The organism is Nakamurella lactea DSM 19367 (assembly GCF_000426645.1).
GTDB lineage: Bacteria > Actinomycetota > Actinomycetes > Mycobacteriales > Nakamurellaceae > Nakamurella > Nakamurella lactea.
In genome coordinates, this window is record NZ_AUFT01000026.1 from 1 (window position 1) to 20,252 (window position 20,252).

The window sequence follows — 20,252 nt, forward strand, 5'->3', positions numbered from 1 at the left end:
CCGGCGGGTGCGGATCTGCCGGACCTGCGGCCGGCGGGGGTGCGGCGGGGGCAGGCGCTGGTCGAGGTGTGTCGGCGGTTCTTGAAGGCCGGTGCGGGGCCGAAAAGTGGTGGGGTGCGTCCGCAGGCGACGGTCACGGTCGGGCTGGCCGAGCTGGCTTCTGGGCAGGGGGTCGCGACGCTGGATTTTGTCGGGACGGTGTCGGTGCGGATCGCCCGGTTGTTGACCTGTGATGCGGATGTGCAGCCGCTGGTCCTGGGATCGACGGATCTGCCGCTGGAGGCGTGGGCGAAGGCCCGGTCGTTCCCGCCGGCGTTGCGGCGGGCGATGGTGGTCCGTGATGGGGCGGGCTGTGCCTGGCCCGGTTGTGATACCCCGGCTGGTTGGTGCGATGCGCACCACATCGTTTTCTGGGCCGATGGTGGTTTGACGGTGTTGGAGAACGGGGTGTTGATTTGCGGGTTCCATCACACGGAGATCCACTTGGGCAGGTGGGTGTGTCGGATGGCCGCGGACGGGCGCCCGGAGTTCATCCCGCCGCGGTGGCTGGATCCGGCGCAGCGGCCCCGCCGGAACCACCTGTTCACCGCTGGCGGGCACTTCACCGGGACTGCCGGCCCTGCCGACACCCAGTCCGACGACCCCGACTCGAGCCGGGCTGGTTCCGGCGACACCAACTCCGGTGACCCCGATCCCGGTGACACCAAGTCCGGCGACCCCGAATCTGGCCGGCCCGAAACATCTTCGCCCGAAACATCTTCGCCCGATACCTCCCCGCCCGATACCTCCTCGCCCGGGGCCGGACCCAGGTCCGCCGGGCTACCCAGAGACCCCAGGGCTGGCAAGACTTCCCGACCGTCGACCTCGGCGTCCGGACGATCCGGCGACCGACCGGCCAAAGTGCCGGCCCGGTGGTTCGACGACCACCCGGCCGGACCCCGACCCACACCCGATCCCCGGCCACGGCACCGCCGGCGCCAGCGGCCGACGCAGACCGGGCAGCCACTGGACAGCCGATGCCGGCCACCGATCGACCGGGTCTGGCCCGGTATCCGAACAGGCCTCCAGATCACCCTGCGCCGGCGGCACTGAGCGCGCCACACGACCTGAGCAGGCCGACGAGTCCGAACGATCGGACTCGCGAATCACGGTGCGCGCCAGCCTTTCGACGGCACACTCGCCGGATTACCGGGCTGTCGGCCCGCCTGAGTCTTGGCTGATCTCTCGGTCGAGCGCGCGCTGATCTCTCGGTCGAGCGGGTGTGGTTCATGAGCACTGAACTTCGGCGACGGCGGACTCGGCGGTAGCGGTCCAGGTGACCCGGCCAGCGCCGGCGGCCGGCTGACGGAGGTCCGTCAGACCACCGGGCCGAGCGTCCACGGGACGAACTCGTCCTGCCCCATGCCCAGTTCCTCGCTGCGGGTGCGCTGCCCGGACGCGGTGGCCAGCACGGCATCCAGGATGCGCGCCCCCACCTGCTCGACGGTCGCGTCGCCAGTCGCGATCTGCCCGCAGTTGACGTCAATGTCGCCGGGCATCCGCTCGAACAACTCGGTATTGGTCGAGAGCTTCAGCGAGGGCGTTGGCCGTGACCCGAAGACGGAGCCGCGGCCGGTGGTGAAGCAGACGACGTTCGCGCCACCTGCGATCAGCCCGGTCACCGACACCGGGTCGTAGCCGGGAGTGTCCATGAAACCCAGCCCTGGCACGGAGATCGACTCCGCATATTCGTACACCGCGGACAACGGCGCGGTCCCGGCCTTGGCCACCGCGCCGAGCGACTTCTCCAGGATGGTGGTGATGCCGCCGGCCTTGTTGCCCGGTGACGGGTTGTTGTCCAGCGACGCCTCATGTCTGGCTACATAGGCGCGCCACCATTGGATGCGCGCCAGCAGCCGATCGGCCACCGCCGGGCCGGTGGCCCGCGCGGCGAGCAGATGTTCGGCGCCGTAGATCTCCGGAGTCTCGCAGAGCACGGCCCGCCCGCCGAGGGTGACGATCGCATCGGCGGCCACCCCGAGTGCCGGGTTCGCCGTGATACCGGAATAGCCGTCGGAGCCACCACATTTCAGGCCGAGCACCAGCTCGGACGCCGGCACCTCGGTCCGGGTCGCGACCGGCAGCTCGGCCACCAACGCCTCCACCGCAGCCACCCCGGCCCGGACGGTCGTGGCGGTGCCGCCGGATTCCTGGATGGTCATCGACGAGTAGCGGCTGCTGGCAGGGATTCCTATCCCGTCCAGCTGATTGACCTCGCAGCCGAGCCCGACCATCAGCACAGCGGCGAAGTTCGGATGGGCGGCGTAGCCGGCCAGTGTCCGGCGCAATACCTGGATCGCCATGCCCTCGTCGCTCATCCCGCAGCCGGTGGAATGGGTGATCGCCACCGCGCCGTCCAGGTCGGGCCGACGCTCCAACAGATCGGAGGCGTTGAGCTGGGCGGCGATCATCCTGGCGACCGACGCCGAGCAGTTGACCGAGGTCAGGATTCCCAGGTAGTTCCGGGTCCCCACTTTGCCATCGGCGCGTCGATAGCCCTGAAAGGTCCTCGGTGGCACCGGATTCGGTGACGTGCTGGCGGCCGATGCCGCCATTCGCTCGCCGGTGTCGGAGTAGCCGAGATTGTGCGTGTGCACGTGCTCGCCGGCGGTGATCGCCGCGGTCGCGTAACCGATCACCTGGCCGTACTTGCGAATCGGTGCGCCGGCCGGGATCTCGCGGACGGCGACCTTGTGGCCACGCCGGATGGTGGTCTGCGACGTCAGCTCGTGCCAGGCGGTGGCGACCCGTTCGCCGGGGGCGAGATCACGCATCGCTACGGCGACCTCGTCCTCGGACCGCAACTGCAGCAGCGGCATCGCCGGGCGCGGCCGGAGTTGCAACGGCGTCGCCACCACCTCAGACCCCGGCCTTCAGGAGACCGTCCGACTCGGACGCCGACTCCGGGTCCAGGAACAGCAGGGCACCCGGCGTGCGTCGCAGCACAGTGGCCGGGAATGCCGGGTCGATGTCCCGGACCAGGGTGCTGCGCACCGCGGCCGCCTTCCGTCGCTCAGGGACCACCACCTGGACGTCCGCGGCGGCCAGCAGCGCCGGCACGCTCAACGAGATGGCGGTGGCCGGCACCGCGTCAACATTGGGGAAGTGCCCCTCCCCGACCTGTTGCGCCAGCGACTCCGGGGTCAGCGTGATGACGTTGACCCACCGCGGGTCGTCGAAGTCGGTCTGGCCCGGCTCGTTGAAGGCGAGGTGCCCGTTCTCTCCGATGCCCATGCAGGTCAGGTCGATCGGCGCTTGCCGCAGCAGCGATTCGTACCGTCGGCACTCGGCGGCCACGTCCGCCGCTTCCCCGTCGAGGTACTCCACCGCCGCCGGCGAGAACGGTTCAGCGATCCGTTCGAAGATCCACCGACGGAACGACGCCGGATGGTCACGGGCGATACCGATGTACTCGTCCATGTGAAAGACCGTCACGGCCGACCACGGGATGTCCTGCTCGGCCAGCGCGTCGATGAACGCCAGCTGCGAGTTCCCGGTCGCGAAGATCGCCCTGGCCCGTCCCCGCTCGGCGACCGCCTGACGAAGGATCCCTGCAGTGTTGAGCGCCGCCGCCGCAGCCATCGCCTCCGGCGAGGGATAGACCGTGACCCGCAGGTCTCCGGCGACATTCTGATGGTCGAGCATGTGCACTCCGTTCAGCTGAACAGTACTACCGTCCGGACACGCGCAGATCGTCGCAAGCGTTTGCAGCAAACTATCAGTCGGAGTCAGGGCGACACAACACCGCTGCTCCCTTGAGGCTGCGGTACCGGACTATGCTCTGCGACAACTTGCTGCAACTATTGGGGAGCGATGGACCAGTTCCTGGAGGGCCGCACGATCGCCGGTCGGGCGATCCGGGTCCGCTACGACACGGCCGGCATCGCCGACATCACCGAGATCGGATCGACGGCTGTCGGTCGGCGGCCGGGACTGTTGTTGACTCCCGGGCTGATCGACCTGCAGCTCAACGGGTTCGCCGGCATCGACGTGAATGCGCCGACCGGTCCCCTGGACCTGATCGAGCTGGTCCGGCGACTCTGGGACCGAGGCGTCACCACCGTCTTCCCGACGATCATCTCGGCGGAGCGGTCGCAGACCCGTTCATCGATCGCCCGGCTGGTCGCCGCCATCGATCGCGATCCGCTGGTGGCGGCGGCTGTGCCAGGCCTGCACCTGGAGGGGCCGTATCTGTCCGATCAGGACGGATACCGGGGCGCGCACTCGGCACCACTGCTGCGCGATCCCGACATCGATGAGTTCGACCAGTGGCAGCGAACGGCCAACGGGCTGATCGCGATCATGACGCTCGCCCCGGAGCGGACCGGCGCCTTGGAGTTCACCCGACATCTGGCCGACAACGGTGTCCTCGCCTCGATCGGCCACAGCGCCGCGACCGCCGAACAGGTGCACGCCTTCGTAGCAGCCGGTGGTCGGCTGAGCACCCATCTCGGGAACGGCATCCCGTCCGTCATCGACCGGCATCGGAACCCGATCTGGCCGCAGCTCGTCGACGACGCGCTGACCGCCGGCCTGATCGCCGACGGGCACCACCTGCCGGCGGACGCATTCCTCGGCCTGGTGCGGGCCAAGGGAATCGAAAGGTGCGTCCTCACCAGCGATGCGGCCGCCCTGGCCGGCTGCCCGCCCGGCGACTACACCACCCCGGTCGGCGGCGCCGTGACCGTCGCGTCCGACGGCAGCCTGCGACTGGCCGGCACGCCGTACCTGGCCGGCAGCGGCGCCTCGCTGCTGGACTGCGTGCGGTGGGCGAGCCGGACGATCGGGCCGGCCGCCGCGGTGACCATGGCGACCGCCAACCCGGCACGGCTGTTGGGGCTGACGGATCGGGGCCGGCTGCAGGTGGGAGCCAGGGCCGATCTGGTCCAGTTCGCCCCCGCGGCTGATGGTGGTCCTGGCGAGGTGGTCACCGTGGTGGTCGGCGGCACTGTCCGGGTGAAGGACGGCGCGCGGACCTGAGCCTGTCGGAGGCGGGAACTAGCTTCAGAGCACTCGCGCCGAACACCACAAGGGAGCAGCTCATGTCGTTGCGCTGGTACACCGTCGTTGTCGATTGCCGTGATGTCGCCGCCCAGGCCCGCTGGTGGGCGCAGGTCCTCGATTGGAAGATGATCTACGAGGCCGACGACGAGGCGGTCATCGTGCCGAAGCACGCCACCGCCGACAAGCCTTCGGCACAGGACTGGACAACGGTGCCGCCCGGGCTGGTCTTCGTCCCGGTAGCCGAGGGCAAGACGGTGAAGAACCGGCTGCACATCGATCTGGCACCACACCTCACCGACGATCGCGACGCGGAGATCCAGCGACTCCTCGACCTCGGCGCCACCAGAGCGGACGTCGGTCAGGACCGGGAGAAGGTCACCTGGGAGGTGCTCGCCGACCCGGAGGGTAACGAGTTCTGCGTACTCTCCGCGCGCGAGCTGTAGGCCCCGACATCCGAGCCGATCACAGCCGCTCGACCTCGGCCGGATAGTCGCGCAGTTCGACGTCGTTGGCGTAGTTGTCCGTCATCTTCATCATCAATCGAAAACTCAGCCGATTGGTGAAAGTCCAGTTACGCAAACGGATCCGCCGCTTGGTCTTCGGCGCCATGAACGGGCCTGCATTGCCCTTGCGGGCGATCTTGGCGTACGGGTGCATGATCGCGTCGTAGCGCTCGAAGGCGACTCGGTGGTCGCCGTCCGCAACCGCCAGTTCGCCGGCCAACACATAGGCACCCACCATCGCCAGACCGGTACCGAAGCCGCCCAGCGTGTTTCCGTAGGCCGAGTCGCCGACCAACGCCACCCGACCCTTGGTGTAGCCGTCCATCTGCACCCTGGCGATCGAGTCGAAGAAGAAGTCGTCGGCGTCGTCCAGCCGGGCGAGCATTTCCGGAACCCGCCAGCCGAGATCGCCATACCGACGTCGCAGCAACGCCTTCTGGGCAGTGATGTCGCCCCGATCCACGTCGAGCGGATCCGCGGCGAAGACGTAGAGCTCCGGCGCCTTCGATCCACCGAGCAGGGCGAGCCGGCCAGGGACGTTGTACATCAGACCGACCGAACGCTCCTTCTCGACCGCCACTGCGTCCGCGGATCCGGACGCCGCCGGGTCGCCGACCGTCGCGCCGGCCACCGCGTAGTAGTAGCCGAGATGACGCAGGTAGTCGACCTCCGGCCCGAAGGCCAGCCTGCGGACCCTGGAGTGGATCCCGTCGGCGCCGAGCACCAGATCGAAAGACTGTGGCGGCGCCGTCTCAAAGGTGACAAGCACCTGGGTCCCGGAATCCCGGAGATCGGTGATGGTGTCGCCGAACAGGTACTGGCAGTGATCGGCGGTGCGCGAGTACAGGATGTCCCCGAGGTCGCCGCGCAGAATCTCCACGTCGCCACCGATGAACTCGCCCGGGATGACGGCCTGCTCGCTGTCCGTCTCGTCGACCACCCGCAGGTCGGTCTTGCCGGTCTGACGGCGTTCGATGTCGGCGAGCACCCCCATCTGCTGCAACACGCGGCGGTGCGTCGCACCCTTGAAGTCGACCGCCTGCCCACCGGGCCGCAGGCCCGGTGCCCGCTCCACCACCGTCACCTCGGCGCCGTAGTGATCGAGCCAGTAGGCGAGCGAGGTGCCGGCAATGCTCGCCCCGCAGATCAGTACGCGTAGACCCTTCATCGGTCCGCTCCCATCCGTCGTATTATTGCGTCCCTACGACGCAGTTCTAATAGCGTACACTCGACGCAATTACCGGTCAAGGAGTTCGAGTGGAAGCGAAGCCCGACACACTGACGGCCGTGCTCTGGCCCGCCGAGCCAGTCCGGAAGCGCGGCCCGAAGCCGTCGTTGTCGCGCCAGCAGATCATCGAGACCGCGATCGAAGTGGCCGATGCCAGCGGGCTGTCCGCGGTCACCATGCAGCTACTGGCAGACCAGCTCGGCCGGCCCAAGATGTCGCTGTACCGCTACCTTCCCGGACGCGACGAACTGGTCGCACTGATGGCCGACGCCGCCCTCGGCGCCCCGCCGGCCGCCGCCGGGCGGGGCTGGCGCGGACGGTTGCGCAACTGGGCACTGCAGGCCTGGCCGGTGTTTCTGGCTCACCCGTGGCTGCACCAGGTGACCGTCGGTCCCCGGGTCTTCGGGCCCAACGAACTCGGCTGGATGGAAGTGGCGCTCGGTGCGCTCGACGCCACCGATCTGACCGGCGCGGAGCGCCTGGACGCGGTGGCACTTCTCACCGGGCATCTGCGCAGCATGGCCGCTCAGCGTTCGGCCGGACCCCGGTCGGCGACCGACGCCTCCGCGAGCGACGACATAGAAGCACAGTCGGCCGCACTGATGGCCCAGCTGCTGACCGATCACGCCGACCGCTTTCCGCTCACTGCGGCCGCCTTCGGGCAGGCGCAACGCACCGGCACCACCGACCAGGCGCTGGAATTCGGCCTCGATCGGATCCTCGACGGGCTCGGCGCACTGATCGATCGACGGCGGGGCTGACGCGGCCGGGCACTGCGCGTCCCCGGGTCGCCTCCGACTCTTCTGCCGGATCCGGAAGCATTCCGTCCGCAATAGCCGTTAGCCTCGCCGTCGTCCGCAGATCCGAGGTGCCGCCGGGCCGATCCGGTCGGCGGCCAGCACAGTCCTGAAGGGGATAACCGGAATGAACGATGTCACGAGCTGGCTGTTGGATGCCGATCCGGCGATCCGCTGGCAGGTGCTGCGAGACCTGACCGACTCCCCGGCCGATGAGGTGGCCGCAGAGCGCGCCAAGGTCGCCGAAACAGGCTGGGGAAAGCGAATTCTCGACCTGCAGGAAGACGGCCAGTGGGCCCGCGGCGCCTGCTTCCCCGGTGACGGATGGCGTGCGCCGCAACCGATCGCCGGCGACCCGAACGGCCAGCCGTGGACCGCGACCCTGCCGACGTTGCGCTTGCTGCGCGACTTCGGCATCGATCCGGCCGACCCCGCCGTCCGCGGCGCGGTGGACGGTGTCCGGGACAATTCGAAGTGGGAGTACAACGGCGCACCGTTCTTCGACGGCGAGGTGGAGCCGTGCATCAACGGCGGCACCGTGGCGCTCGGCGCGTACTTCGGCCGGAACGTCGACGGGATCGTCAACCGGTTGCTCGGTGAGCAACTCGCCGATGGCGGGTGGAACTGCGAGGCCGAGAACGGCTCGACCCGGTCGTCGTTCAACTCGACCATCTGCGTGTTGGACGGGCTGCTCGAGTACGAGCGGTCGGGAGGGGTGATCGAGGTGGCCGATGCCAGGCAACGCGGTGAGGAATACCTGCTGTCGCGCAGTCTCTTTCGCCGGGCGAGCACCGGCGAGGTGGCCGACCCCGACTGGCTGACGTTCTCCTTCCCGACACAGTGGCACTACGACGTGCTGCGCGGGCTGGACTACTTCCGCGCGGCCGGCGGCGACCCCGATCCGCGACTGGCCGAGGCCGCCCAACAGGTCCGCGGCAAGCAGCAGCCGGACGGCAGTTGGTTGCTGGAGAACACCCATCCCGGCCTCGTGCACTTCGTCCCGGAGGACGGCGACGGCAAGCCCAGCCGCTGGAACACCCTGCGCGCGCTGCGTTCCCTGCGCTGGTTCGACGCGGCCTCGAACTGAGGGGTGGCCCGAGGCACCCGCAGCCGCAGGTTCGGCCGAGCGGCCAGCCCGGAACCGGCCCCGCGCGGCGGGTGGTTATCCAGGAAACCATTCGGGCGGAAGGGGAGATCCATGACATACACGTACGACTCGTCCAGGTATCGATCGGTCTTCGACACCAACTTCACCTTCCTCGGTGGCTTTTGGCGCAACGTCGACCGGTTCGCCGACCAGTTGGCCCTGGTTGACACCGCCGACCCGAAGGGGGTGTCGCTGCCGGCCGCCGCCGAGGTGCTCACCGCGCACGACGTGATCATGCACTTCCCGATGGACCCGGCCGACCGCACCCTGAACATGACGCCGTGGTTCCACCGCGGCGGCATCTCCCCCGGCGACCCGAACCAGGTCTTCTAGGTGCGGCCGGCGGATCTGCCGGAACACGCGGGGACGGCCGGTCGCTCGTGCACCGACGACGACGTGCGGGTGGTCCGAACGTACGACGATCATCCGGCCGCCCCCGACGACCTGGTGCCGGCGGGGAGAACGTGCACGTGATCCGCGCCGAACTGGCCGCCGGCGACCCCGACCAGTTGCTCGTGCGCCCCTGACATAGGTTCGACGGCGTGTCCGCTACCGTCGTCGCCCGAACGCTGTCCGCCGGATTCGGCGCCAGGTCTTTGTTCACCGATCTCGATCTGACGATCGCTGCCGGCGACCGGATCGGGCTGGTCGGCGCGAACGGTGCCGGGAAGTCGACACTGCTGCGCATCATCGCCGGACTCGAGCGTCCCGAGTCCGGGTCGGTGGCCGTCTCCCCGCCGACCGCGGCCATCGGCTACCTCCCGCAGGAACCGGACCGGATTCCCGGCGAGACCGTCGACGACTTCGTCCGTCGCCGCACCGGCGTCGCCGCCGCCCAGCGGGAACTGGACGACGCCACCGCGGGGATGACGGACGGCGCGACCGGCGCGGACGAGAGGTACTCCGCCGCGCTGGACCGCTGGCTGACGCTGGGCGCCGCCGATCTGGACGAGCGGATCGGCCAGGTGGCCGCCGACATCGGCTTCACCATCGGGCCGCAGGCGCTGATGACGGCGCTGTCCGGCGGCGAGGCGGCGCGGGCGGGCTTGCTGTCGCTGCTGCTGTCCCGGTTCGACGTGCTGCTGCTGGACGAACCCACCAACGATCTGGATCTGGCCGGCCTGGAACGCCTCGAGCGGTTCGTCACCGGGCTGCGGGTGGGCTCGGTGATCGTCAGCCACGACCGGGAGTTCTTGCGCCGCACCATCAACGGCGTCGTCGAGCTCGACTTGGCGCAGCACCAGGTGAACGTGTTCGGCGGCGGCTACGACGACTACCTGCGGGAGCGGGAGATCAAGGCACAGCGGGCCTGGGAAGCCTACGAGGCCTATCAGGACACCAAAGCCGGGCTGACGGCACGCATGCAGACCCAGCGCGGCTGGGCCGTCACCGGAGTCGCCAAGGAAAAGCGCAATCCGAAGGACAACGACAAGGCGGCCCGGGGTGCGCGGATCGACCGCACCGAGAAGCAGGCGTCCAAGGTGCGGGCCACCGAGCGGATGATCGAGCGACTGGAGGAGGTGGACGAACCCCGCAAGGAATGGCGGCTGCAGCTGGAGATCGCGGTGGCCCAGCGATCCGGAGCGGTGGTCGGCACTTTGAACGGGGCGGTGGTCCGGCGCGGCAGCTTCACCCTCGGCCCGGTCGATCTGCACCTGTCGTGGGGTGACCGGGTCGTCATCACCGGCGCGAACGGTGCCGGCAAGTCCACGCTGCTGGCGCTGCTGTTGGGCCGGATCACCCCGGACGCGGGCAGCGGGTCGCTGGGTCCGTCGGTGATCATCGGCGAGATCGACCAGGCGAGAGGCCTTTTCGACCGTCCGGAGCCGTTGCTGGAGGTTTTCGCCGCGCAGGTGCCGGATCAGCCGCCGGCCGAGATCCGGACCCTGCTGGCCAAGTTCGGGCTCGGCGGCGACCACGTGCTGCGGGCGTCGACGTCGCTGTCGCCGGGCGAACGGACCAGGGCGGCGCTCGCATTGCTGCAGGCCAGGGGCGTCAACCTGCTGGTGCTCGACGAGCCGACCAATCATCTTGACCTGCCGGCGATCGAACAGCTGGAGAGTGCGATCGAATCGTTCCCGGGCACCCTGCTGCTGGTCAGCCACGACCGGCGAATGCTGGACACGGTGCGGGCCACCCGCCGGCTACTGGTCGACGGCGGGCGGGTCACCGAGTTGGGCTGACCCCGCTCGATGAATGATCGGGTTCACCCACATCGACGTCACCGGCTGTGTTGGACTGAGCGGATGCGGGTTCGGGGAGTGGTCGGTGTCGTCATCGTGGTTGGTTGTGCGCTGTTGTCGGCCTGCGCGTCGGAACCCGGCACTGCCGAGCCTCGGGACTGGACCGGCTCGCCGGTGTACAGCGCGCTGCGGGCCGTCCCGGCAAACGACGACTCGAAGTTCGAGATCGGCCTGGTCGACGCACGCAAACTGAATGCGCTCAACAGCTCCGCGCCGTCGCCACTGCCGACCACCGCCCCGGCGTCGGGGCTGCGACCGCAGGCCGAGTACGCCTGGACCAACTACGCGATCGCCGGATCCGTCTGCACCGCCCTGGAGACGCAGTACGTGACGGCGCCGGGGTACCGCACCGGTCCGCCCGGCGACCTGCTCAGCATCTACTACGGCAGCGTCGATCCCGGTCAGATGCTGGGCGTCTGCCAGGGCGACGTCGACCTCGCCGCGTTGAAGGGCGACCAACGGACCGTCGACGGCGTGGCCGGCTACGAATTCAACGGCGTCTGGCTCGGCCGCACCCATGGTCTCACCTATCAATTCGGCGACAAGGTGCCGGACACTCTTCGCACCGCCCTGCTCGCCAGCTCGACCGAGGACGGGACGCTCGCCGACGACCCAGATGTCGCCGCGGTGCTGGCGGCGAACCCGCAGGCCGCGGCGATCGAGATGGGCCGGATCTTCGTCGGCATCGCCTCCTTCAAATCCAAGTCCGCACTGGGCGACCTGCTGAGCGACATCGAGTCCACCCAGGGCAAGACCCTGCCGCAGCCCACCTTCGGCAGCTACGGCTGGACCCAGACCGATGGGCTGACGGGGACCGGAACCTTCGTCACCCGCTACGGCTCGGCAGCCGACGCCGCGACGGCGGCCGCCCTGCTGTCCGCACTGTGGCCGAAGCTCGGATCGGCGAAAGACACCCCGTTCGCCGCCGCGACCACCACCGCCGACGGTGAAACCGTGGTCACCCGGCTACCGGACGTCGACGTCACCGATTTCAACCTGCGGAACCTCCGGGTCGCCGACTACCCGGGCTTCGGGAGCAGGCGCACCGGCTGATCGGCCAATCCGGCCCGAATCCGAACCTCGGGTTTCGCGCCGGCGACAACGGGTAGAGGATGTGTCAGGCACACAGCCCGCACAGCACGAGGAACAACTGCTCATGACCCTGCTCACGCCAACCCGCCAGCGCGTCATCCCCAGCCCGTCCGCCGGACTCTGGCCGGGCCTGTTCAACCCACCGGTCGCACCCCTGCACGCCAAGGCGGCGAGGGCATTGATCCAACGGGCGGTCCGGAAAATGCCGGTGTCGCTGGTCTTCCCGGACGGCACCCGGTGGGGCGCCGGCGGACCCGAGCTGCAGATCGCCCGGCCCGACGCGTTCTTCGCCCGGCTCGGCAGGGACGGGCTGATCGGCCTCGGCGAGGCGTGGATGACGGGGGAACTGACCGCCGGCGGCTGGCTGCCGTCCCGCAAGGACCTGCACAGCGCGAACCCGGCGACGGACACCCTGGCCGCGGCGCTGACCGTGCTGGCCACCAGGATGGAGCACCTGGTGCCGGCGTTCCTGCAGAAGCTGCGGGCCCTCTGGGACAGGCACACGCCGAACGAGGAGGAGAACACCGAAGTCCAGGCGCGGCAGAACATCCACCGGCACTACGACCTGTCCAACGACCTGTTCGAGCTGTTCCTGGATCCGACGATGAGTTACAGCGCCGCCTGGTTCGAGCCGGGCACCGACACCAGCACGGTCGATCTGGAGACGGCGCAGTACCGCAAGATCGACGGCGTTCTCGACCTGGCCAGGGTCGGCCACGGCGCGTCGGTGCTGGAGATCGGCTCGGGTTGGGGGGCGCTGGCCATCCGGGCCGCGGCCGATCGCGGCGCCGAAGTGACCACGCTGACGCTGTCCACCGAGCAGAAGGAGTTCGCCGAGCGGCGGATCGCCGAAGCCGGGTTGGCGAACAGGATCACGGTCCGGCTGGAGGACTACCGAGCCCACGCCGCGGCCAATCCCGGCAAGTATCACTCGGTGGTGAGCGTCGAGATGATCGAGGCAGTCGGCGAGAAGTTCTGGCCCGACTACTTCGGCGCGATCGATCGGGTGCTGCAGCCGGGCGGACGGATGGGCCTGCAGGCCATCACCATCGATCACGACCGGCTGATGGCGACCAGGCACAGCTACACCTGGATCCACAAGTACATCTTCCCGGGCGGCATCCTGCCGTCGCTGACCGCGATCGACCGGGTGCTGGCGCCGACCACGCTCAGGGTCGCCGAGAGCCGCCGGCTCGGGCCGTCGTACGTGACCACGCTGCAGCAGTGGCGGCACACCTTCAACGACAACCTGGAGAAGGTCTACGCGCTCGGGTTCGACGAGACCTTCACCCGGATGTGGAATTTCTATCTGGCCTATACCCAGGCCGGCTTCGCCGCCGAGTACATCGACGACTGGCAGCTCGGCCTGGCCCGGATGTGACGGCCGCACCGAACCGCTTCAGCTTCGGCCTGCTCGCCGACTGCCAGTACGCGGACGCCGACGACTACTCCGATGAGAAGTACCAGCGGTATTTCCGCGACTCCCGGCACCGGCTGGCCGCCGCCGTCCGCGAGTTCGACACCCACGACCTGGCGTTCATCGTGCACCTGGGCGACCTGGTCGATCGGGACCCGGCCGACGCCGCCGTCCCGCTGAACATCCTGGCCGCCGCCAGGGCGCCGGTACACCAGGTGCTCGGCAACCACGACTTCGTCGCCGCCGACGGCGGTGTGGTCGACGCCGCCGATCTGGTCTCCCGCTACCAGATGCCTTGTCGCTACTACAGTTTCGTCGTCGACGGCTGGCGATTCGTGGCCTTGGACAGCAACGAGCGGGGCGTGCTGGCCTGGCCGCCGGGCACTCCCGAGCACGACGACGGCACGGCATTGCTGGCCGAGCTGGCGCGGGCCGGCGCGGAGAATGCCCACCCGTGGAACGGCACCATCTCGGCGGCGCAGCGGGACTGGCTGGCCGGCGAGATCCGTGCCGCGGACCGCGCCGGCGAACGGGTCGCCGTACTGTCGCACCACCCGATGGATGACGGGCTGGCCGACAGCATGCTGCGCGGCGACGAGCTGGCCGGGTGGCTGGCCGGGCAGCCGGTGGTGGCGGTCGGCCTGAGCGGCCACCACCACTTCGGGCACCTGCGGACCGTCGACGATCTGCCCTTGTTCACCGCGCACGGCATGGTCGAAACGACCGAGTCGGCGTTCGCCATCGTCCACGTTCGCAGCGACCAACTGCGGGTCGAGGGCTTCGGTCGTCAGCCCAGTTTTCGACTTCCGATTCGCGAGCCGGCGGACCACGCCGGCCAGTGAGCCGGTCAGCGCACCTCGCGCCGGCCCACCGGGATGTACCGCAGCCCGGCCGCGATCACCCGCTCGGCGTCCAGCATGTTCCGACCGTCGACGATGGCAGCGCCCGGCGCCACCTCGGCGACCTTGGTCAGGTCGATATCGGCGAACTCCGGCCACTCAGTGAGCAGCACGACGACCTTCGCCCCGGCGGCCGCGTCGTACGCATCGGCGGCGGCCTTGATCGCCGGGAAGCCGTTCTTCGCCGGCAGGTCCGCCGTCACCGTCGGGTCGTAGCCCCGCAGCAGCGCGCCTTCGGTGTCCAGCCGCAGCGCCACCTCGAGCGCCGGCGAGTCACGCAGATCGTCGGTACCGGCCTTGAACGTCAGCCCCCAGAGCGCCACCGGTACCCCGGCCAGATCACCGCCGGCCGACTCGCGGACCTTGTCGGCCATCCGGTCCTGCGCCTCCTCGTTGGACACCGTGGTCGCGCCCAACAACGGGAACGAGACTCCGCGGTCCAGCGCGATGGTGGCCAACGCCTTGGTGTCCTTCGGGAAGCAGGAGCCGCCCCAACCGGGACCGGCCTTGAGGAACTTGTTGCCGATCCGGTCGTCGTAGCCCATGCCGTTGGCGATCTCGGTCACATCGGCACCGACCACTTCGGCCAGCCCGGCGATCGAGTTGATGAACGACAGCTTCATCGCCAGGAAGGCGTTCGAGGCGTACTTGATCAGCTCGCTGGATTCCGCCGAGGTGATCACCGTCGGGGCACCGAGCTTCGAGTACAGCTCGGCGACAGCCTCGGCGGCGACCCGGTCGTCGGACCCGACGACCACCCGATCGGGCTGCATGAAGTTCTTGACCGCGCTGCCCTCCTGCAGGAACTCAGGATTCGACACGACGCTGACGTCGTCGCGGTTCAGCGTCCTGGTGATCTCCTTGGCGGTGCCGACGGGCACGGTGGATTTCGTCACCAGGATCGCACCGGGATCCAGCAGCGGCCCGATCTCGGCCACCACCTGGTGCACGATGCGCAGGTCGGCCCGGCCGTCCCCGCCGTCGGGGGTGGGCAGACACAGAAAGACGTACTTCGCGCCGCGCGCCGCCTCCTTGGACCCGTGGACGAATGACAGGTTGCCCGCGGCGATGCCCTGCTGCATCAGCTCCTCGAGGCCGACCTCGAAGATCGGCACCTCGCCGCCGGACATCCTGGCGACCTTGTCCGGATCGACGTCCCCGCACACCACCTCGTGGCCGAGACTGGCCAGACAGGTTCCCGAGGTCAGGCCGACGTAGCCTGTTCCGATCACTGCGATACGGCCATCGGCCATGTGTAGATTCTCCCAGCTGTTCTGCGTCACAGGGACGCGCTGACCGGCACCGTGCGGGACACCGGGCTGCCGGTGCATCGTACGCTGACCGGGTGACCTCACCCTCTGCTCAAACCATCCGTCGACTCGGCAACTCCGGACTTGCAGTATCTACAGCCGGCCTGGGATGCAACAACCTGAGTCGCAAAGGCACCATCACCGAGAGCCTGGAGGGCAGCACGGCGGTGGTCCGCGCCGCCCTCGATGCCGGCATCACCCTGTTCGACGTCGCCGACATCTACGGGGCACCGGCCGGCCGCAGCGAGGAATTCCTCGGCAAGGCGCTGGGCAGTGACCGGGACACCGTGGTGATCGCCACCAAGTTCGGGATGAACGCCCGCGGGGCCAACGGCCCTGACTACGGCGCACGTGGTTCCCGACGCTATATCCGGGCCGCCGTCGAACATTCGCTGCGCCGGTTGGGCACCGACTGGATCGACCTGTACCAGCTGCACCAGCCGGATCCGGAAACGCCGATCGACGAGACGCTGGCGGCGTTGGACGAGCTGGTGCAGGCGGGCAAGGTCCGCTACCTCGGGCATTCGAACTTCGCCGGCTGGCAGCTCGCCGACGCGGCCTGGACCGCCCAGGCGAACGGCCGGACGCCGTTCATCTCCGCGCAGAACGAGTACTCGATGCTCAACCGCGACATCGAAGCTGAGCTGATCCCGGCCGCCGACGCCTTCGGCCTCGGGGTGCTGCCGTTCTTCCCGTTGGCGAACGGCCTGCTCACCGGGAAATACACCCGGGCTGACGCTCCGGCCGACGGCCGGCTCACCAAGCTCAAGCCGCAGCTCTTGGAGAACGCGCCGTGGGATCGGCTGGAGGGACTGCAGGCGTTCGCCGACGAACGCGACCTGACGATGGTGCAGGTGGCCTTCGGCTGGCTGCTCGCCCAGCCGCAGGTGACGAGCGTCATCGCCGGCGCCACCACCCCCGAGCAGGTCAAGGCCAATGCCGAAGCCGCAGTCGCCTGGGAGCCGACCGACGACGACCTGGTGGCGCTGGACGAGATCGTTCCCGCCTGACCCTGCAGCGTCGAACCTGGACAGGTCCGCGCGGGTCAGCGCTTCGTGGCGCCGACCAGCTGGCCGATCACGACCGTGTTGCTGGTCGAGTCCGGCAGGCAGGCGACCAACGCGATCTCCTTGCGACCGTTCGTCGGGTAGGCGTACAGCTCCGGCATGTTGTCGAGCGAGACCTTCGCCCGGGATGCCGTCAGCGTGACCTGGTAGGTGAACACGCCCTTGGCGGTCGTCACCACGATCTTCTGGCCTGGCGTCAGCTGCGAAAGATCCTGGAACACCAGGTGATTGCCGATGCTGCTGGCGTGCCCGTAGAGCACCACCCGGTCGAACGACTTGACGTCGGCGGCCGCAGCGGCCGGCGCGATCGAGTTCGGGTCGCCGCGGCGAACCCACTGCCGGACGTCCAGGTCGACCGGAAAATCGATCTGCGAGTAGATCGGTCCGCCGAACTCGTTGGTCCGGCCGGTCGGCGCCGAGTCGACCGGCACCACGTCCGCGTCGACCCCGATCGACGGCACGCTGACGTGCAACGCCGGTGACGGCGCGATCTGGACGATGCCCGCTGCCGGGCCGGCCGGGCTCGGCGCAGGCGATGCCTTGGTAGTCGACTTCGGTGTTGTCTTCGATGCTGCGGACTTCGACGCTGCGGACTTCGATGCAGAGGACTTCGATGCAGAGGACTTCGATGCCGGGGACTTGGCCGGGCTCTCGCTCCCGCTCGACGGTGCGTCGGCCGAGGTGCGCTCCGACCCGCTCGCCGCCGGGGGTGAAGCGGAAACCGACGGGGCTGACGGGCCTTCCGGCGCGTAGCTGATCGCCGGGATGTCGGCGACCCCGACGGTGTGATCGGGGACCGCTGCTGCCGGGCCGGAGCCCGGCAGCAGCGACCCTGCGGTGAGACACACCAGCGCGAGGCCGGCGATGGTCACCGCCGATCGGGCGAGCGAGTTAGCTCGCATGGGTCCCACGACGACGGCTCCACAGTCCCGACAGGAGCAACAGCACTCCGCCTGCGAACAAGAGGTACGCGGTGGTGTTGGCGGTCTCACCGGTCTTGGCGGTCGCAGACGGCGGACCGGCGATCGGCGCCACGGCGGCTGCTGCCACCGCCGATGGGGATGCGGAGGCAGCCGACTCGGTGGAGGCTGCCGTGCCGGTCGCCGACACCACGGCCTGAACATCACCGGAAATGGTGACCGCGGCGGACGAGACCGCCGAGGACGACCCGCTGCCACGGGGGGCCGACGTGACCGTCGTCGACGAACTCGGCGCCGCAACACTGCTCTGCCCGGTCAACTCGGTCGCCTCGACCGGCTCAGATGACGTCTCGGTCGGTTCCGATGACGTCTCGGTCAACTCCGTCGCCTCGACCGGATCGGTCGTCTGCACCGGGCACGCGTCGATGCCGCCATTGGCGAGAGTATGCACGTCGAATTCCCAGGTCCGGATGGTTTTCGACTCACCGTTGGTGTCGAAGTAATAGCCGTCTGCCGCATGCGCGACCACCTGGACGTGCGTCTTCTGCTCGTTCCACTTCTCGACATAGCTGACGGCGTCAGATGCCGCCGGAACGTTCAGCACGTCGTCGACCCCGCACCCGGTGGAGGCGGTGACGGTCGGATTCGCCGGCACGACCTCGATCGAGCAGTCCGGAAGCGCATCGTAGGTCGGAGTGAAGACCGCACGGTTGTAGCTGCTGGCCACCCAGCCCGCCGCCAACGGATCGGCCAGTTCGTAGCCGTCCTTCAGCTTGGCCACCAGCTTCCCGTTGTCCGGGTGGAAGTAGTAGTCGATCTTGTCGGTATCGGCCGGCAGGGTCACCGAACCGGGGGTGGCGCAGGTCGGCTGCACCAGGTCCGGGGACGCCAGGTCAACGACGGCACGGCACTCGCCGTTCTGATAGGTCGGCGTGAAGACCAGGTACTTATCCTTCGCGTCGTACTTTGCCCAACCGGCCGGCAGGTTCGCGGTGTCGAAGAAGGTGTAGCCCTTCACCGACTGCTGGATCGCGGCATAGAGCAGGCCGTCGCCGTGCACCGCGTAGACGATCTGATCGGTTGCGGCCGGCGCGACGATCGAGTTGGTCCACTGACCGTCGGTGTTGGAACAGATCTCGTTGAGGTCGGGGACCGCCGGTGTCACGTACTCGTTGCAGTCCGGAGTCGCTTCCCACAACCGGTGCAGCGCAGCAGTTCCGTTGCCCTTGTCGACCCAGCCGGTGCCAGCCAGGTTGCCCCAGGTGTAGCCCGCATCCAGCGTCGCCTTGGCGGTGAACCCGCGCTCGTTCGGGCCGTAGAAGTAGCCGTAGGTGATGTGGTTGCCGTCGGCCGGAAGGTGCGCGCTCGGCGCGGTCGCGGCGTGATCAACACACTGCGACTCGGTGACAGTCGGAATGGCCGGCACGACCGGGTCGGCGGACGGGCTGCTCACGGTCGTGGTCGGATCGGTCGTGGTGGTGCCGACGGAGGAGCTCGGTGCGCTCCCGCACTGCAGGGCGCCCTCCCAGTGGTAATTGGTCCCATTGACCTGCACCCACTGGATCTCGATGTGCTGCCACGTGCTCGGCACGCCGTAGTCGGCAAGGGTGAAGGTGAACCCCGCGTCGCCGCCGGTGTTCGGGTGGTAGTTGAAGGTTCTGGTCTCGCCCGTCGTCAGGTTCGTGATCTTGATGTTCGAGTCGACCGAGTCGATCGGGCCGTTCGGATTGCTGCCCGAGACGCCCGAGCAGGTCACCTGGTACTGCCACTCCCAATCGGTGACGGGTGGCGTCGTGGTGGTCGGCGTGGCCTGCGTCGTCGTGGTCGTCGTGGTCGTCGTGGTCGTCGACGGCGCATCGGGCGCCGCGCACTCGCTCACATCGGGCGCCGGCTGACCGTCGTCCTCGGCCACCACGTACGACCGCCCCTGAGCATCGGCGAAGTAGGAGCCCACACCCTCGTACGGCTTGATCGAGTTGACGCTCACCGAGATCGGGTTCTTCCCGTCCTTCAGCCGTTCGTCAACACCTGGCTTGCCAACGTACTTGCAGACGAAGACCTTCTTCGGCGCATCGTCGGCGCCCTTCGTCCCGTTCGCGCCGGCCGTGGCGGGTTGCGCCGCGCCGGGGTCGGCCGAGGCCACGCTGGGACCACCGACCACCATCAGGGCGCCGCCCACCAGCGCGGCGATCGCTCCCGCGAGCACGCGTGAACTGCGAAGCGTTACTGCCATGTCCGACCCCAAGTCATTCGAGTGAAAGCCGCGTCGCTTTCGACGCCTGCGTCGCCAACAGTCGCTCTACGTAAGCATCACGTTGCTCCGTTGGTGATATCACCATATGCGACCGACCGACGTCGCCCGGAGCGCTAAAGGGTGAAGTAGTCACCTCGAACGAGTGATATGTGACTGTACGCGCCGGTATGAGACCACTCACAGTCCGTAAATGGGCCGTCCTGGGCACAGATCAACAATTCGCGGTGCAGACACTACTGTCAGTGACTTGCCATCGACAGGCGCGCAGCGTTACTCCGCGAGGCGACGTCTACGCCGATTCAGCGAACGGCGCGCCACCGGGTTGCCGACAG

Annotated in this window: 16 protein-coding genes and 1 pseudogene; 11 read left to right on the plus strand and 6 right to left on the minus strand. The window is 68.7% G+C overall.

Going from position 1 to position 20,252, the window contains the following annotated elements:
- The coding region (locus K340_RS34630; RefSeq protein ID WP_154674396.1) for an HNH endonuclease signature motif containing protein at positions 1-1,092 on the plus strand (1,092 nt) is incomplete at its 5' end.
- Positions 1,093-1,355: 263 nt separating this feature from the next.
- Here the strand turns inward: K340_RS34630 and K340_RS0120680 are convergent.
- Together K340_RS0120680 and K340_RS32010 are read right to left on the minus strand one after the other, a co-directional pair.
- Positions 1,356-2,858, minus strand: coding sequence for a UxaA family hydrolase (locus K340_RS0120680; RefSeq protein WP_037366041.1), 1,503 nt, complete (start codon positions 2,856-2,858; stop codon positions 1,356-1,358).
- 40 nt (positions 2,859-2,898) lie between these two features.
- Positions 2,899-3,684 (minus strand): glucosamine-6-phosphate deaminase, encoded by a 786-nt coding sequence (locus tag K340_RS32010; RefSeq protein WP_037366030.1) that lies wholly within the window; start codon positions 3,682-3,684, stop codon positions 2,899-2,901.
- Positions 3,685-3,852: 168 nt separating this feature from the next.
- On the opposite strand from K340_RS32010, the gene K340_RS0120690 reads away from it, so the two are divergent.
- Together K340_RS0120690 and K340_RS0120695 are read left to right on the plus strand one after the other, a co-directional pair.
- On the plus strand, positions 3,853-5,019 hold the full coding sequence (locus K340_RS0120690) for an N-acetylglucosamine-6-phosphate deacetylase (protein ID WP_029138097.1): 1,167 nt from the start codon (positions 3,853-3,855) through the stop codon (positions 5,017-5,019).
- Positions 5,020-5,081: 62 nt separating this feature from the next.
- Entirely contained in the window at positions 5,082-5,486 is a 405-nt protein-coding gene (locus K340_RS0120695) for a VOC family protein (protein WP_029138098.1), read from the plus strand.
- Between the two features lie 19 nt (positions 5,487-5,505).
- Here the strand turns inward: K340_RS0120695 and K340_RS0120700 are convergent, their stop codons facing one another.
- Positions 5,506-6,714: an FAD-dependent monooxygenase gene (locus K340_RS0120700; protein ID WP_029138099.1), complete on the minus strand. Its 1,209-nt coding sequence runs from the start codon at positions 6,712-6,714 to the stop codon at positions 5,506-5,508.
- Positions 6,715-6,803: 89 nt separating this feature from the next.
- On the opposite strand from K340_RS0120700, the gene K340_RS0120705 reads away from it, so the two are divergent.
- From K340_RS0120705 to K340_RS0120740, 7 genes and pseudogenes are all read left to right on the plus strand, one after another.
- Positions 6,804-7,535 (plus strand): TetR/AcrR family transcriptional regulator, encoded by a 732-nt coding sequence (locus K340_RS0120705; protein WP_037366032.1) that lies wholly within the window; start codon positions 6,804-6,806, stop codon positions 7,533-7,535.
- A 163-nt stretch (positions 7,536-7,698) separates the two neighbouring features.
- Positions 7,699-8,658, plus strand: coding sequence for a prenyltransferase/squalene oxidase repeat-containing protein (locus K340_RS0120710; protein ID WP_037366035.1), 960 nt, complete (start codon positions 7,699-7,701; stop codon positions 8,656-8,658).
- A 228-nt stretch (positions 8,659-8,886) separates the two neighbouring features.
- Positions 8,887-9,165, plus strand: a pseudogene (locus K340_RS37615) (hypothetical protein); the annotation flags it as partial.
- Between the two features lie 95 nt (positions 9,166-9,260).
- Positions 9,261-10,901 (plus strand): ABC-F family ATP-binding cassette domain-containing protein, encoded by a 1,641-nt coding sequence (locus tag K340_RS0120725; RefSeq protein WP_029138103.1) that lies wholly within the window; start codon positions 9,261-9,263, stop codon positions 10,899-10,901.
- 63 nt (positions 10,902-10,964) lie between these two features.
- Entirely contained in the window at positions 10,965-12,014 is a 1,050-nt protein-coding gene (locus tag K340_RS0120730) for a hypothetical protein (RefSeq protein ID WP_029138104.1), read from the plus strand.
- 103 nt (positions 12,015-12,117) lie between these two features.
- Positions 12,118-13,434, plus strand: coding sequence for an SAM-dependent methyltransferase (locus tag K340_RS0120735; RefSeq protein ID WP_029138105.1), 1,317 nt, complete (start codon positions 12,118-12,120; stop codon positions 13,432-13,434).
- Positions 13,431-14,312 (plus strand): metallophosphoesterase, encoded by an 882-nt coding sequence (locus tag K340_RS0120740; protein ID WP_029138106.1) that lies wholly within the window; start codon positions 13,431-13,433, stop codon positions 14,310-14,312. The genes K340_RS0120735 and K340_RS0120740 overlap by 4 nt, the downstream gene beginning before the upstream one ends.
- Before the next feature lie 5 nt (positions 14,313-14,317).
- Here the strand turns inward: K340_RS0120740 and K340_RS0120745 are convergent, their stop codons facing one another.
- Entirely contained in the window at positions 14,318-15,622 is a 1,305-nt protein-coding gene (locus K340_RS0120745) for a UDP-glucose dehydrogenase family protein (RefSeq protein ID WP_029138107.1), read from the minus strand.
- Between the two features lie 92 nt (positions 15,623-15,714).
- Between K340_RS0120745 and K340_RS0120750 the strand changes: the two genes are divergently transcribed.
- Positions 15,715-16,689 (plus strand): aldo/keto reductase, encoded by a 975-nt coding sequence (locus K340_RS0120750; protein WP_029138108.1) that lies wholly within the window; start codon positions 15,715-15,717, stop codon positions 16,687-16,689.
- A gap of 35 nt (positions 16,690-16,724) precedes the next feature.
- On the opposite strand, the gene K340_RS35375 is transcribed toward K340_RS0120750, so the two are convergent.
- The gene (locus K340_RS35375; RefSeq protein WP_161632156.1) at positions 16,725-17,648 is read right to left on the minus strand and encodes a class F sortase; all 924 of its coding nucleotides are present in this window, start codon (positions 17,646-17,648) and stop codon (positions 16,725-16,727) included.
- On the minus strand, positions 17,638-19,872 hold the full coding sequence (locus K340_RS36450) for a hypothetical protein (protein ID WP_029138111.1): 2,235 nt from the start codon (positions 19,870-19,872) through the stop codon (positions 17,638-17,640). The genes K340_RS35375 and K340_RS36450 overlap by 11 nt, the downstream gene beginning before the upstream one ends.
- Between the last annotated feature and the right edge of the window lie 380 nt (positions 19,873-20,252).